Annotated in this window: 6 protein-coding genes and 1 CRISPR repeat array; of the genes, 3 read left to right on the top strand and 3 right to left on the bottom strand. The window is 44.5% G+C overall.

Annotation, left to right across the window (positions count from 1 at the left end; translation table 11 throughout):
- Positions 1 to 26: 26 nt before the first annotated feature.
- A CRISPR array of direct repeats spans positions 27 to 848; the repeat unit is 29 nt; unit sequence CTTTTCCCTGCACACGCAGGGGTGATCCT.
- Positions 849 to 992: 144 nt separating this feature from the next.
- Both QZZ36_RS08885 and QZZ36_RS08880 read right to left on the bottom strand, forming a co-directional pair.
- Positions 993 to 3,128 carry a dockerin type I repeat-containing protein gene (locus QZZ36_RS08885; protein WP_295080200.1) on the bottom strand — a complete coding sequence of 712 codons (2,136 nt, stop codon included), beginning with the start codon at positions 3,126 to 3,128 and terminating at the stop codon, positions 993 to 995.
- A 207-nt stretch (positions 3,129 to 3,335) separates the two neighbouring features.
- On the bottom strand, positions 3,336 to 6,563 hold the full coding sequence (locus QZZ36_RS08880; RefSeq protein WP_295080197.1) for a dockerin type I repeat-containing protein: 3,228 nt from the start codon (positions 6,561 to 6,563) through the stop codon (positions 3,336 to 3,338).
- Positions 6,564 to 7,080: 517 nt separating this feature from the next.
- Between QZZ36_RS08880 and QZZ36_RS08875 the strand changes: the two genes are divergently transcribed.
- Entirely contained in the window at positions 7,081 to 9,084 is a 2,004-nt protein-coding gene (locus QZZ36_RS08875; RefSeq protein WP_295080194.1) for an endo alpha-1,4 polygalactosaminidase, read from the top strand.
- Positions 9,085 to 9,728: 644 nt separating this feature from the next.
- Positions 9,729 to 11,627 carry a hypothetical protein gene (locus QZZ36_RS08870; RefSeq protein ID WP_295080191.1) on the top strand — a complete coding sequence of 633 codons (1,899 nt, stop codon included), beginning with the start codon at positions 9,729 to 9,731 and terminating at the stop codon, positions 11,625 to 11,627.
- 98 nt (positions 11,628 to 11,725) lie between these two features.
- On the opposite strand, the gene QZZ36_RS08865 is transcribed toward QZZ36_RS08870, so the two are convergent.
- Complete coding sequence (locus QZZ36_RS08865; RefSeq protein WP_295080187.1) at positions 11,726 to 13,117, bottom strand: O-antigen ligase family protein; 1,392 nt, start codon at positions 13,115 to 13,117, stop codon at positions 11,726 to 11,728.
- Between the two features lie 243 nt (positions 13,118 to 13,360).
- Between QZZ36_RS08865 and QZZ36_RS08860 the strand changes: the two genes are divergently transcribed.
- Complete coding sequence (locus QZZ36_RS08860; RefSeq protein WP_295080184.1) at positions 13,361 to 15,712, top strand: glycoside hydrolase family 9 protein; 2,352 nt, start codon at positions 13,361 to 13,363, stop codon at positions 15,710 to 15,712.
- Positions 15,713 to 15,763: the final 51 nt, after the last annotated feature.

Below are 15,763 nucleotides of genomic sequence, written 5' to 3'. Positions count from 1 at the left end.
TCTGTCTACTCGTTATTCGGGTTTAGCTTTTCCCTGCACTCGCAGGGGTGATCCTCCACCCATCACTCGCAATCACCGGTATCACGTCTTTTCCCTGCACACGCAGGGGTGATCCTCAATAATCAAGGGTGATAAATTTGCTGTTGCACTTTTCCCTGCACACGCAGGGGTGATCCTGTGTCCGGTAAACCGGTATAAACAAACTGTGACTTTTCCCTGCACACGCAGGGGTGATCCTGTTATTATATGCGTTTTCACGTCTGATATCAGCTTTTCCCTGCACACGCAGGGGTGATCCTAGAAGTCCCGATAACAGGTCTGCAAAATGCCACTTTTCCCTGCACACGCAGGGGTGATCCTCGCCGTATGTCATGCCGTCCGCGGCAATAACACTTTTCCCTGCACACGCAGGGGTGATCCTAATTTGTGTCACGGTTGAACAGCTTAACAACTCTTTTCCCTGCACACGCAGGGGTGATCCTACTTTTGTACCTATTTCGGTTGTTATGATAGCCTTTTCCCTGCACACGCAGGGGTGATCCCTATAAAGAAAACGGAAACATTGATATTAACGCCTTTTCCCTGCACACGCAGGGGTGATCCTAAATGACTGAGAATGAGAGATACTGGATAAATCTTTTCCCTGCACACGCAGGGGTGATCCTCATAGAGCACTTTGTACGCCCTGAATGTAATGCTTTTCCCTGCACACGCAGGGGTGATCCTAGAGGTGGTCGTTCTAATGGTCGTGGCTCGTACTTTTCCCTGCACACGTAGGGGTGATCCTGTGACAGAGAACATAATTGATACGGCATTTGACTTTTCCCTGCATACGCAGGGGTGATCCTAAGAAAATAAGAGTAGGCAAGAAGAAAGCTCTCCACTTCGGAGAGCTTTCTTGATTATTGCCTTTAGTTGTATATTGGTACTATAGCAATAAGAGTGCCGGCAAAAATGCAATGATGATATATTATATCCCATAAACGTAATACTTATTCTTTTTCACTATAAATGGTAAATACAGCGTCAACATCCAAACCAAGCAGTTTGCGCTGAATTACCTGTGCGTCACCGACGGTCAGACCGTTGTAATCCATATCACCGAGAGCTTTTCCTCTCTTTGTGATGTGTTTTTCGCTTGTACCGTTAAGACCGTATTTATTAGGATTTGCAAGAGCCTGCATTATCAATACAGCGTCAGCCATATCAAGTGTGCCGTCGGCATTTGCATCACCGTCTTCACCGCCGTATTCAATGACATTAAGATCCCCCATGATTATATAGTTCGTTTCAGGCTTGATATAAAGCACTCCTGATACTTTGTCGCCCTGCCGTATATCACTTTCAACAGAATATCCAAAGTGCATATTAGCGTCCATATCTATACTGAAAGCGTCCTTACCTTTCAGTTTGAATCCCTTGCTTGTTGAACCATATGCAAAACTCTCGACCTCGGCGTTATCAATCTTTATGAACTTTGAATCCTTATTGTAAGGGTTTATATATACTCTGAAAGAGAAGCCGTCTGTATCATAAAGATCTTTTTCGTATTCTTCACCGGCTACCTTGATATCGGGAATATACTGGTTTTTACCCATACTTACAATGCAGGCATTTCCGCCTTTGAGCGCTGCAAACTGATCTGGTTTATAGGTTTTGCCCTGCAGATCACTGATAGTAATATATTCCGGTTTTATTTCTTCGATCTCCCAGGCGTAATCCGTTCTTAAAGTTTCTGAGTTGCCTTTATTGGAACTTCTTGCAGCTGAATGATAAGCATTGACTGCAAGTCCGCTGAGGTCAAGCTCTTCACCTTCATCGTAAATAGTTTTTGTCGGAAGAGTTTTTATACTGTCGAAGTGATCCACACCAGTTCCCCTTATCCATGTTTCAGGCTCATTTGTGCCCGTTACAGCTGAATCTGCCGCTACGACCCTGATGTCAATAGAATATGTAGGCATATCTCCTGTAACAATGGCAAGGTGAGTAAGCCCTTCTTTAAGAGCTGTTAAGGTGAAAGTTTTCTGATCCGAGCTGTATGAAACGCACATATTTGAAGATGGCATAATTGTAGCTACTATATTCTCTCCTGTACGCGGATCAATACAGTGACCTTTTCTTGTTTCACCTACCTTCATATCGGAAGTATCGAGATCAACTTTTGCAAAAGGCAGTGTTGTGGTGGTAGTGGTCAGTGGCTTTCCGGCATAACTTGTAAGAACATCAGTAGTTGTTGTCGGAAGAAGACTTTTTTCATATTCATACCACCACTTGTCAACTGTCACTGTAGTTGTAGTGGTATATACATGATCAGGATTATATGTTGTAGTTGTGGTAAAAGGGAACTCGTCAGGATCAATCGGCTGATAAAGCGACGGTGTCACTATTATCTTCTCACTTGTTTTTCTGCCGTCGGAGGTATAGACATTAATAGTAGTTTCGCCTTCCTTTAAGCAATCCAGTTCAAGGAATTCGGGATTTGATCTTTCAGTGACCCTTGCGATCGTCTCGTCCTCCACCTCATAACTTACATCGGAAGCCATTGCGCCGCAAAGTCTGAAATCAGGAATACTTCCCGCAGGTGCCTCAATGGCTTCTGTGAAGAAACGCAGATAAAGGGGAGTATCCTTTATGCTTTCCTTGTCATAGACTATAACAGGCAGATAGCTTTCTGTTCCCTCCAGTGTGATCTCATAATTTGTGTTATAATCCGATAATGCTTTAAATACAGCACCTGCTCTGGGCTTGAGCACTATATTATACTTACCTGCTTTAGTAGTATCAACCTCGCTTGTATCTATGGTGTAAAGCTCGGAACTGGTACCTGAGCCTACAGTGAATTTTTCAAAATCATACAACGGTGAAACGTATGATTTTTCTTCGTCGTAATATACTCCATATCTGAGCTGTACATTATCGATGTTAAGCTCATCACCTGTGTATACTTTCACAGAAAGATCATCAGCATCAAAAATGATCTCGCCCTTTTCCTTAGCAGTATATTCATCACTGTCCGAAACTGCTGCGGGTGCTCCGTCCTCGGCTGTTGTTGTCATTGGGATAGCTGAAAATGATGTCAGTCCCATTATAAGTGCTGTGAGTATTGTCAGTTTTTTACTTTTTTTCATAGTAACCCCTCCTTTAGATCAAGGACATGGCAGTTTGCTGTGCAGAATCTTTTCGGCCAGCAATCCGCCTGTTTTTATTGTGTACACTTATTAGACGGTCGGGGTTTCATAAACTCTCACACTTTTTCAAAAAAGCTTCAATATAAAAATTTATCAGGAGTATGTTCGCTTATCCCGGACATACTCCTGATCTTTTATGTTTTGGTTTTATACAGGCAGAGCTGTTATTATTCCGAGCAGGTATTTCTGTATGCAGAGAGCGTCGTTTGAAGTCAGTCCCTTTACTGTACTGTCAACATCTGCGTTATTGAGCCCCTTAGCCGTAATACACAGTTCCGAGCTTCCGTTCAGACCGTATTTGTCAGGGTTTGCCAGTGCCTGCATTATAAGCACCGCGTCTGCAAGGTCTACAGTACCGTCACAGTTTGAGTCACCATAGTTGATAGCTTCGCTGTATTCCTTTTCGTTTATGAACAGGAAGCAGCATTTTTCCGCCATCTGACCGTCCTTTACAGTTATGCTCAGCTCACCGTTGGCAGCGATAATGTAGTCTGTGATCTGCTTCATGGCAGCTTTTGTTTTCGGGGCGTTTTCGTCCGGCAGAACATAGCCGTAGTAAGGTGACACGGCTTTTACAGTATATTCGCCGTCGGGGAGGAACATTTCTCCCGCAGCGTTCCTGTATACAGCATTGCCCTCGGCATCATAGACTTCGAGCTGGAATTCGTCATATCCCATGAACCTGTAGTTCTTATACGGAATATATTTTCCATTAGGACGTTCATCCGAAATGTCAAGAGCTTTTATGTAAACATTGGTGTTTTCAGGCTTGAACGCATAAAGTGTTATGTCCTTTGTTTCATTCGGTGCGTCGAAGCTGAAATATACATCGCTTTTGCATATATAACCGCTGGGAATGTCAAAAAGCGACAATAAATAGTTTTGACCTGCGTAAAGACCTCTTACACATCCGATAGTGTGATCAGCCGAGTTCCAGCCGGCAACGGGTATGTTATAGTCGTTTCCGCTCAGGTATACATTGCAATGTATATTAGGAATGTATTCTCCTGTCTCACTGTCAATAACCGAAACATTGGCAACGCAGTTGTCGCCCTGACTATCGGGCTTTGAATCGATCGGAACGAGCTTTATATAAATATCATTGTCACCCTTTGGATAAAGCGTGAATGAAACTTCAAATAACGATACACCGTCAGCGTACAGACCTTTGTCCGGAGAGTATTCAAAGAAGAAGCTGTTGTTATACTGATCGGGAGAATAGACTTTTATATTGTATGTTCCGCTGAGGTTTTCAAGGGTTATATCATCGTCCTCGCTCGTGTTGTATTCCATTTCCCGCGGTGTCCGGTAGGAAAGCCCTTCATTGACCTTGCAAACAACGTCCTTCGGAGTTTCGCCTGTTTCAGAATCAATAATATGTATCCTAAGCTTTGATTCCACGGCAGGAGTTTCTATACCCTCTTCAAAGCAGAAGCAGATATCCTTGTCGGGGAGCCCGTCACTGACTGTGAGCTCTACCCTGTTTCCGTCTGGTATTACCTCGTCAGGCAGGAGTTCCGCCGCTCTCTGAACTCTTTCTTCGTCCGTGGAAACGGGTTTGTAATCCGGGAACTCAGTGCTTTTTTCCGTAGTGGCTTCAAGTATGTATTTTCCGTCGGGGAGATAGATACTGCCTTTTGCGGTTATCGTATCCTGAACGAACAAGCTGCCGTTTTCGCCGTAAACCGTTACGGTGACGGGCTTTTTCATCTTCCTTATACCGTAATTCTTTGCATTGTCATTGAAAAGGAAGCCGGTCCAGTCGTTGGCTGTTATCGGAACATTCGGTTCAATGCCGGCTTTCCTTGCTCTTATTGTGATATCCTTTTTCTCGCCGTCATTGTCAAAACGGAAGCTGCAGGAAGTTTCACATACGTATTCCTCCGGGACATTGCTGAGCTCCAGCCGGTAGTTTACCGAATCGCGGAGCTGACTGAAGGACTGTGACGGTGAATCGGAGGTGTTCCATTTTCCGACGTTTATTCTTGTAGTGCTGCCTTCAAGCGTGAGCCTTGCATTTACGTTTTCTATATTTTCGCCTGTATCCATATCCACAACGGATATGTCAGCCGAGCAGCTGCCTATTGTGGGATACTCTTCTTCGGGCACAGGAATAAGCTTTACTGTGATATTTTTCTCGTCTTCATCGAGAACATTGAAGAATACTGAGCCGCCGTCAGTAAAATCAAAAATGACGCCGTCCTTATGATCGCATTCCGCGATGTAGCAGTCCCGGTATTTTAAAGGAACAGAAATGAAACTGATCTGATAGTATGTACGTAAAGCAGGGACGGTTATCGCTTCGTCGGTGCCGGTCTTAAATAAAATACTCTTTTTTGGAAACAGCTCAATATGTTCCCACAGTTCTGAACTAAAGGCTGTACTGTAACCGAATTCATCACTTCCGGACTCTGTCTCCTGAGAGTATGATCCGCCGAAAGCGGGGTAATTTTCGGGAAAATTCGGAGTACCGGCTGAATATTCACAATAATAGTTTACATAAAAGCTGATATCGTCGATATTCTCACCTGTCTGAGCGTCGATCACATTTATGCCGAGAGTCTGAACTTTGCTGCTGTCGTCTTTTTCAAAGCAGAAATCAAGATCGCTGTCCGGCTTGCCGTCCTTTACTTCAAGGGGCAGTACATTTCCGCCGGGCTCGGTACAGCTGTAGGATAACGCGGGTATCACCTTGATACTGTACTTGCCGTCGGGGAGGTATATGTCATTCTGTCCTTCCATGGCAGTTCTCGCAAAGAGCTCTCCGTTCTCGTCATAGACATAGACGTACTGGAATTGCTCCATGAGCTTATCGCCGTCATAAGGTTTCTTTTCCGCATCTGCTGAAATACCGGTCAGGTCATGGGCTTTTATGTGTACATTTTTTGCAGTGCTTTTCGGATATGCTTTTACGACCAACTCTTTTGTCTGGTTTTCACTGTCAAAATGAACGAAATAGCTGTCAGTGAAGGTCTGCATACCCTGTACCCAGAACGAGAAGGAGTATGTTATACCGGGGTACAATTCGTAAACCTCGTCAGAACGCTTTTCTATTTTCCTGCCTGACGGATAGTTACCGTCGATGTATTCGTTGGCGATCTGATAATCGTAAGTGAAATCAGCAGTCTTTTCACCTGTTGTAATATCAATGCATGAGATTTTCAGCGTACACGTACCGGATTTTTGTACTGTGTGATCTGCAAGCGATCCGGTATATATACTTACTGTTCTGTCGCTTTTTTCAGTGGGAGCGTTCTGAGTCTGTGAAGTCTCAGAGCCGTTTGCTGCGGCTGTCCATGAGGGCAGTGCAGTGAGAGCGTTTGCTGCTGAAAGAACGACAGCTGCTATAGCGGTAAAGATCTTTTTGCGTATCATTGTTATACCTCCTTTGGCTGAATGGATAAGGCGATTTGTTATGCATAAATTATATACTGTTTACAGAAATAAATCAAGTACTTTATTGTCGTATTTAACCGGATACGTTCAGGAAAAAAAGCAGGGACTTTCCATTCCACGGAGAGCACTTTTATTTTATGTATATCGTGATGATATGCCTGTTCCTCAGAGCTTTATTTATCTCTGCTTATCAGGCTGCAATCTGAACAGACTGATGATAAGTACAATAAGCTGAATTGCAATGGGGAAGAGATACTGTCTTCATCATAAATGATTTGAATTTTTTGTCTGAAAATGTTTTTTTCATTCGTATATATTAACAGTGCAGCATGAACTGCGCTTATAATAAAATGCATATCAAAAACGATTCACATTCACAAAAAGGAGTATTACTATGAAAAACACTACTGTTATTGACATCATATGAAGCAACCTGACGCACCAAATGTCTGAAAACTCACAAACTAAAACAATACCGAACGAAAAGAGGATCATAATGAAAAATAAAAGGATAACAAGCCTTATCATGGCTATAACAACTTGCTTTGCAGCATTATCTGCTGCTCCCTGCTGTATCAAGGCTGAAACGGCAGATGTAAAGTATGAGTACGGAGTATTTCTTGGCGCTGATCCGGAGGATATCTCCTATATGGAAAATTACAGGAAGATCGTGATCGACGCACAGTATTTTGAGGAAGAAGAGATCAGCGAGCTGAAGGAAGCAGGACACACTGTCTACAGCTATCTGAACCTTGGCTCTGTTGAAAAATTCCGTCCTTATTACAAGAAATACAAGAAGTATTCCCTTGGTACATATGAGAACTGGACAGATGAGAAATGGATAGATGTATCGCAGAAGGAATGGCAGGACTTTGTTGTGGGCAAGCTCGCCAAGGATATACTTGACAAGGGCGTTGACGGCCTTTGGGTCGATAACTGCGATGTATATTACAATTTTAAAAACGAGGGCATATTTAACGGCGTAACAGATATCCTGACGGGATTAAAGGCGTATGACACATACGTTATCATTAACGGCGGTGATACGTACATTTCAAAATATGCTGAGAAGAATAAAAACCTTGATGCGATTATGGATGCTGTAAATCAGGAGACAGTTTTCAGCGCCATAGACTGGGACAACGATCTGTTTACCGAAAATGATGATGATACAAGAGAGTATTTTCAGGATTACTGTAAACTTGTAAGTGATTTCGGAAAAGACGTTTATCTGCTTGAATATACCGAGAACAGTGATATTATCGATAATGTTAAAAACTATTGCCGCGAGAACGGTTATACATACTATGCATCGAACACTCTTGATCTTCTGACTCCGGGTCAGGAAAAGGGCTCTCAGCTGTTAACAGAATTGAATCCGGGAGATGATTACTATATTGATCCTGATGCCATAGCTGAACTCGGACCTCCCGGCGCAGGCGAAAAAGTCAGCACATTCAAGCCCGGCTTCTGGGAAGTGTATTACAATGGCACATCAGTTTCAGAATATATCTATTTTGACCCGAACGGAAAGGATTTCATATCGTTCTCTGCTAACAGCGGCACAAATATGGGCGGCGAATATATTCTTGAAAATGATAAATGCATAAAAACTTATGAGACAGGTTATACAGAAGAAACTACAGCGTCAATATATGAAGACAGAGCTTCACTGGAATATGCAGACGGCAGGATCGATGTCATGAGCTATATTTCCGATGTTTCTCCGGAAGACTTCAGTTTCCTTTGCAACGCGGAGATAATTGAGCTTCTGACAAATTATTATGAGAAAACGACCGGCATATTATTAAATCCCTGCTGCTTTGAGATCGAAGACGGATACGGAACAACAAACGTCTATTTTACCGAAGATCTTTACTGTAATGAGGATTCGGTTTTCAAATGCTGTACTGTTGACCGCTTCACGGGCGAATGGACTGATGAGAACGGCAGAAGAATAGAGCTTGACAATACTCAGGCTCCGGGAACTTACTTTACTAAAGGATTATGGAAATGTGAGGGTGTTTCAGGCGACTGTGAAGAAGGTTACTACTGGTTCAGCGGAAATGAAGAGGATTCGGTATCCTACGATATAACAGACAAGGAGCAGACTGATTTTTCCTATCATCTTTCCAACGGACGCGGTATCGCATATATGAGTGACAATGTATGGTTCTTTGCCTGCGATGAAACAGATGACGGTTTAATGCTTACATGGTATTGCACGGAAGGCGCTTTGTGCACAGAAAAGCTTACTTTTATAGGTTCTGCGGAAAAAAATGAGGTCGTATGGAACAACGGTGATGTTGTTATTTCAGCAGCTGAACCGGAAATATATACGGCAGAAGACGCTGAGCGCTTCAAGAGCTTCCTTCTCGGAAATCGCTGCGACCTTGGCAATAAAAACTACGATTGCAACAGAGACGGGATCTGGAATATTTTTGATCTTATCGAAATGAGAAAGATCATAGGAAGAAATTTTTCAGCACACAACATATAAACAAACTATTGGACTGAAAAATGCCCACTGATTTATTATCAGTGGGCATTTTTTCATAGAGGGACAAAAAGAGACAGGCTTCCTTAAATGCTGCTGCCTGATTTCTTGCAGTTGTTGCAGTTGGTTAATATATAAATTTTTTATTATCAGTCTGACAGCGACCGGTCAGCTGTGATTGTTTTGTACGTTGAATTCCCAAAAGTGGAGCTTGTACATTTGTTAAGTATAAGTTTTGTATATACTGAAGCGTGATAAGAAGTCATTACAGAAAAATAACTGATAAAATCTATTGAATAATAAAATTTTTAGTGATATAATATAAAAAATGTCGTTTTATACAGAATTATATATAAAATTGCAGTCCACAGAAGGTGATATAAAGTCAGGCTCCCTGTTGGGAGCGCGTGAAACAGGCGTTTTGGATGTTTGCCAACGCAGGAGCTGCCTTTGAAAGCGCAGCGTTATATTTTTTCAGAACACGGTTTTTGTATATATAAAATTATTACGGAAGGAGGAGCGCTCAGAAAACAGACACTTATTTTCAGGCAAATTACCCGGCATAAACACAGTAAATCCATTCTGCAATGAGATCAGCACTGCCAGAGCGGTGAGCTGATCGCAAATCATACTAACGGAGGTTCATTATGAGTAAAAGAAAATTCATAGCAGGTACTTTGTCAGCAGCCTTGATCGCGTCATCATCTGTCGGATCCATAAGCAGTAGCCTGACCGCTTCCGCAGCCTCAGATACAGCGGGAACAATACAGGCAATGTCTATCACTGATTCAGAGATGACTGTTCAAAGCGAAAACAGATACCGCACTGAAGCTCAGAAGGTAGAACTTTCTTCAAGAGCTAACTGGGAATTCGATTCAAAAAAAGGCACATACAAATGCCCCTCAGGTAAGTCAAAACAGTCGCTTAACGGTAAGATCTCCACTTGTGCGCTTGACAGAAAGACGCTGAGTTTTTTGATTCAGATCACGAATCATGACGGAACGGACACAGACGAGATTATCAATAACAGTATTTCCCTTCAGGTTTTCAATCCCAGCGGCGGTTCAAACAAGAACTGGACAGAGCCCCAGGGGCTGGAGATCAGAAAAGATACAGGACAGTCTGACAGTAAAACAGCTGTTTACAGTGTGAAGTGGGATTTTATATCCTATTACGGAAATAAGGACACAGATATAAAGCTGCAGTTCCTTAACGGAAGCTTCACGGATTGCGACGTGTCGGTATCATGCGTTTTAAGCGCGGCCGATGAGGGTTACATATACTCTGAGGTAACTGACAGCAAGGGGCAGAAGATACATTTATCCATAAGGAAGAGCACGTATCTGAGCGATCAGCAATATGACGAATGGCTCATGACTCTCGGACGCTATATTTCAAGTTTGTCTGATATAACAGGAATAGAATTCAGGGATATTTACATATGCTTTGATGATCCGTCAGTTTTCATGCCTTCGTCACAGTGCGATTATATCACGGACGATACGGGAAAGAACGTCGGCATACTTATAAAGTATCCTGATGATACAAGTCAGTACCACTGCAGACAGATCATGGACGATTATTTTGACTGGGGAATCATGCATGAGATATCCCACGCATACAGCTACCTGAATGACATAACGCAAAGCTATGCGGCTTATGACTCTTTGGGTGACGAAGGCCTTGTAAACGTCCGCGGTATCGCCGCGATACAGAACTGCAGCGAACTCAGATCCAAAAACCTGATACTGAACGGTACCGTACTCGACAATTACGTTCATGCGTTAAGCAGCTCGGCGAACGCAGATAACAACGCCTTGCAAAACTGCCTGTTCGACCAGCTTTATCTGTACGATAAATACGCAAACAGTTTTTCGGAAGGCTGGGCTGTTATAGAAAAGATCATGCTCGGCGACAGCATTGAAATGAGCAGTGAGACTCTGGATACCGCGATACAGTTTGTTAAAGAGTCAGGCAGCTGCTCCTATGGCGGCGGCGGAGACAATACCTTATCCTTTTCGACACGAACAGCACTGAGGTTTATAAATGTTCTCTACTATCTATGCAGCAATCATCCGAGATATGGCTCCGACCAGAAAGCTTTCAGGAAATTTCTGGGTTCATATGTGGGGATTGACGTGCTGTCCCATTACTGCAATCAGTTTCTTTCAGTTGCGGACAGATACGATCTGCCGACCGTGCTGTATGATGTTGACGGCAACAATGTATTTGACAGGAACGATCCGCAGGCAGTAAGAGATTTTGCTGCGGGTAAAATAACACTTTCACCTGAGGGGGTATTCCAGGCTGATTTCGATAAAGACGGATATGTTACCGGTCAGGACGCTGACGAAATGGAGAAACTGCTCACAGGTGAAGAACATGACGCCGAAGCTCCGCGGGGGCAGGATGCACCTGAGATAGAGAAAAAGCCTGAAAATGCAGAACATGAGGCTGCGGCTCCGCCTGAACAGAATACTGTTGAAACGGAGAAAAAGCATCGTGATAACAATTTTGTGAGACCGCACCTGCAGGCTCGCGGTTGAACAGGCAGATGACTTGGTGAAACTATGAATAAAGCCATGAAGCAGAGCAGATCTGCTTCATGGCTTTTGTGTTTGTTTTCAACGCTTTTTCCAAACTGTTATTTCTTTTCTTCGGCAGCTTTTTTATGTGCCTTTCTGTAACCGAAGGGGCGCTGATTTGCTTTTGAAAGGCACAGACCTATCGTTATCCAGAAGTAAGGAGCGACATTGACTACACTGCTGTTAAAGAAAGCCTGTGCCGCGTAGCCGAAGAACATTCCGAGAAGGATCCAGTTTATGAAGCGTTCATCGTCATCATCTGTATGGATAACTGTTCTTACTGCTGTAACGGCGGCAAGCACAAGGAGCGAGAGATAGTTTATGAGCTGGAGCGCTCCCTGCGTTACAAGGTAATGTATGTATTCATTATGTGCCTTGCCCTGCGTCAGCATTCCCTTTTTGAAGTCGGGATCCATGTAGAATGCGTGTCTGTAATTGTCGAGGCCTATACCGAAGAGCCAGTGACCGGGAACTGTTTTGAGACCTGCTTTCCAAATAGTTGCGCGGTCAGTTCCGAGAGCACCGATATTGCCGTTTTTGAATTCCTGTACCTCGGTGGCTGTTTTTTCAAACTTCCATTTGAGACGGCCGAGTACAAGTATGGTGAACGCGGCAACGGCAGCAGTGCTTGCGACCAGTATGCAGGCCCGTTTTATTATACTGTTCATTTTTTCCTTCTTGTAGCCTCTGAGCTTCATTACCGCTATAGATACCGCAAGGAAGAAAAAGAAAGCGAATACGCCTACAAGAGCGAGTCTTGCCTCTGTACACAGCAGGGTATAGAAGCATACCAGTGAAAGCACAAATGAGCTGTTCCTTGCGAGCTTGTTCTCCACAAAGAGGAAAACACCGGCTGCGCAGGCAAACATAAGCACACTGAGACCTCCGTACCAGTTTGAGTGTTGGAGAAGTCCGTAGCACATTTTTCTGTAGCGTATATCTTCCGTGTCAAAGAAGCACTGGTCTATATTGAGGCCGAAGGTCTGCAGGAACGCTACAAAGGTCTGCAGGAATATGACAATGAAGAAAGCCCGGATTATCTCTTTTTTCAGCTTCTTGTCGGTTATCATGGTACCTGCCATCATAAGGCTGAAGTATCCGACAAAGTCGGTCATCCATTCATCGTAGTAGAAGCCGAGGAATGTCGCTTCCTTGTCAAGTGTGAATGCCGCGGACAAAGCCATGAATACGATCAGCAGAAGAAATATCAGATCCGAGGCATAGTATTTTATATTCTTATGTTTAAGGAAATGGACTGCTATGCAGAAAAATGCGGTCAAGCCCGCGATCTCCACGAGAGTCGGCTGACTGTTGAATGTCTGGTAATGTCTTTCGTCGAATAATTCTGCTATAGGCAAAGCGAGCATAATGAATATTATGATCTTGCAGAATGATTTTTCCGTAGTTATCAGTTCTGCGATATCGGAAAGTTTTTTTCTGAGTTCCTGCAATCGGAATACCCCCTTGTATAAATGATATAAAGCTGTATCAAAGTCTGTCGTTTGGCAATAACCGCACTGCGGCAGCTATGAGTATACCTTTATATTATAAACCAAACAGATGTGTGTGTCAAGTATTGCGGCAGCCCATATCAGTGACAGCATATGGCGGCGCATAAAAGTTTGCGTTGACATTTTGTGCGATCTGCGTTAAAATGTAGTTGATGGATTATTTTTCAGGAAAGGAATGAGCTTATGAGATTTATAAAACGATTATCGGCTCTTGTTTCGGCTGCGGTAACTGCTTTTACCGCTTCGCCGGCAGCTCTGCCTGTGAATGCGGCGGCTACTCCCGACGTTGCGGACTATTACGAGACCGAGAACAACTGGGCGAAGCTCCTTCAGTATACTCTGTATTTCTATGACGCGAATATGTGCGGTACAGGAGTATCGGAGAACAACCGCCTTTCGTGGCGCGGAGACTGCCATGTATATGATTCAAAGGTACCTATGCACCCCATTGACGACGAACATTCGGGAACCAATATGTCGGAATCCTTCATGGCAAAGTACAAGGATATACTCGACCCTGACGGCGACGGATATATCGACGTATCAGGCGGCTTCCACGATGCGGGCGACCATGTCAAGTTCGGACTTCCTGAGGCTTACGCCGCTTCGGTGGTATCGTGGGGCTACTATGAGTTCCGTGACGCCTACACCGAGACCGGACAGGACGCTCATGTGGAAACTATATGCCGTTATTTCTGCGACTACTTCATGCGCAGCACCTTCCGTGACGAGAACGGCGACGTTATCGCTTTCTGCTATCAGGTAGGCGACGGAAGCGTTGACCACTCCTACTGGCAGTCACCTGAGATAGACGCTATGGGACGTCCTGCGTTCTTTGCTACCTCCGAGCTCCCTACGACAGACGATGTTTCCGAGAGCGCTGCGGCTCTTGCTATCAACTACTATAACTTCAAGGACACCGACCCTGAATATGCGGAGAAGTGCCTTGACTACGCAAAGGCTCTCTTTGACTTTGCAAATAAAAATGAAAAGAAGGTAGGAGCAGGCGGCGACGGTCCTATGAGCTTCTACACCTCAAGCAAGTGGGAGGACGACTTCTGCTTTGCGGCAGGCTGGCTCTATCTTATAACACGTGACCATGATTATCTTGAAGCCTGTGAGAAGTATATCGATTACTATGCTCCTCCCGGATATGTTCTCTGCTGGAACGATATGTGGAACGGCGTAGGTCTTGTATTCGGACGTATACAGGACATATACCCGGAGGTCTGCGAGGAGACCCGTGTGGCAATAGGCAGGGGAAAGTATGAGGTGCTCGATTTCTGGGAAATGGAAGCAAAGGCGCTGAATACCGTGATGAACAAGAAGCTAACTCCCGCAGGATACTTCCACCTTGATACATGGGGAAGCGCAAGATACAATACCGCCGTTCAGTTCACTGCCCTCGTATACGACAAGTACCAGAAGGGCAAGGACAGATACAACGAAGAAAATGAGGACTACACCTTTACGAAGTGGTCACTCGGACAGATGGAGTATATCATCGGCGATAATCCTCTTGGCAGGAGCTATGTTGTGGGCTATGGTGAGAACTCCGTAAAGTATCCGCATCACCGCGCTGCTTCCGGACTGACTATGGCTGAGGACCCTGCCGAGCACAAGCACGTTCTCTACGGAGCTCTTGCCGGCGGTCCCGATGAGAACGACGAGCATAACGACGTCACAAGGGACTGGGTATACAACGAGGTAACTATCGACTACAATGCCGCCATAGTAGGTGCGGCAGCAGGTCTTTATCTTTACAAGGGAGACAAGACCATGAAGCCTGAGGAGAATTTCCCGCCTGCTGAAAAGGTCGATGATACGGAGCTTTTCTCTGGCGATGACTTCTGGGCGGCAGGCTACTGCTCTGACGCTCCCGAAAAGACAGGTTCGGGCGTTACAAAGCTCACATTCTTTGTGAATACCGATTCTCTTGAACCCCATGACGATATATCCATACGCTACTATTTCAGTATAGAGGAATTCGAGAACAAGACAATTCCCGGCAGCTTTGTGCTTCAGAAGACTTATGATCAGGTGGAAACGGAGGTCGCTGACAAGTCGGCGGTCCTTTCGCAGCCAAAGCAGTATAAGGACGATATATACTATATCGAGATATCATGGCCTGATTACGCCATTGCCAACTCAAACAAGAAGTATCAGCTGATAATCGGCAACTATTACGGTGAGAAGTGGGATTCCTCCAATGACTGGAGCAAGAAAGGTATGATAGACCTTACGGAAGAAGGCGAGGACTACGACAACATAGTAAGCGGCGTAGAGTTTGCGAAGCGCTGCGAGAATGTCTGCGTATACGCTGACGGAAAGCTTATAGGCGGCACTGAGCCTGACGGAACAAAGCCCGCGAAGGTCTACAAGGTCGCACAGCTTGTAAGGCTTAGGAAGATGCTGCTTGGCGATTCGCCTTTCAGCAGCAAGGAAGCCGCTGAGCAGTTCGATCTTAACGGAGACGGAAGTGTTGACGTTTTTGACGAAGTGGAGCTGAGAAAGCTCCTTGTCGCACAGGGCTGATATATTAAAAAACAAGGCTGCCATAAGAACTTCTATGAGCCGTTAACCATT

The organism is Ruminococcus sp., assembly GCF_016287535.1.
Lineage (GTDB): Bacteria > Bacillota > Clostridia > Oscillospirales > Ruminococcaceae > Ruminococcus.
Note: the sequence above shows the minus strand (reverse complement) of the source record. Positions and strands in the feature narration are given on the sequence as shown.

Bases quoted from the DNA above. Each gene is read 5' to 3' on its own strand.
- QZZ36_RS08870 (WP_295080191.1), top strand. From the start codon at position 9,729: ATGAGTAAAAGAAAATTCATAGCAGGTACTTTGTCAGCAGCCTTGATC.
- QZZ36_RS08885 (WP_295080200.1), bottom strand. From the start codon at position 3,128: ATGAAAAAAAGTAAAAAACTGACAATACTCACAGCACTTATAATGGGA.
- QZZ36_RS08860 (WP_295080184.1), top strand. From the start codon at position 13,361: ATGAGATTTATAAAACGATTATCGGCTCTTGTTTCGGCTGCGGTAACT.
- QZZ36_RS08875 (WP_295080194.1), top strand. From the start codon at position 7,081: ATGAAAAATAAAAGGATAACAAGCCTTATCATGGCTATAACAACTTGC.
- QZZ36_RS08880 (WP_295080197.1), bottom strand. From the start codon at position 6,563: ATGATACGCAAAAAGATCTTTACCGCTATAGCAGCTGTCGTTCTTTCA.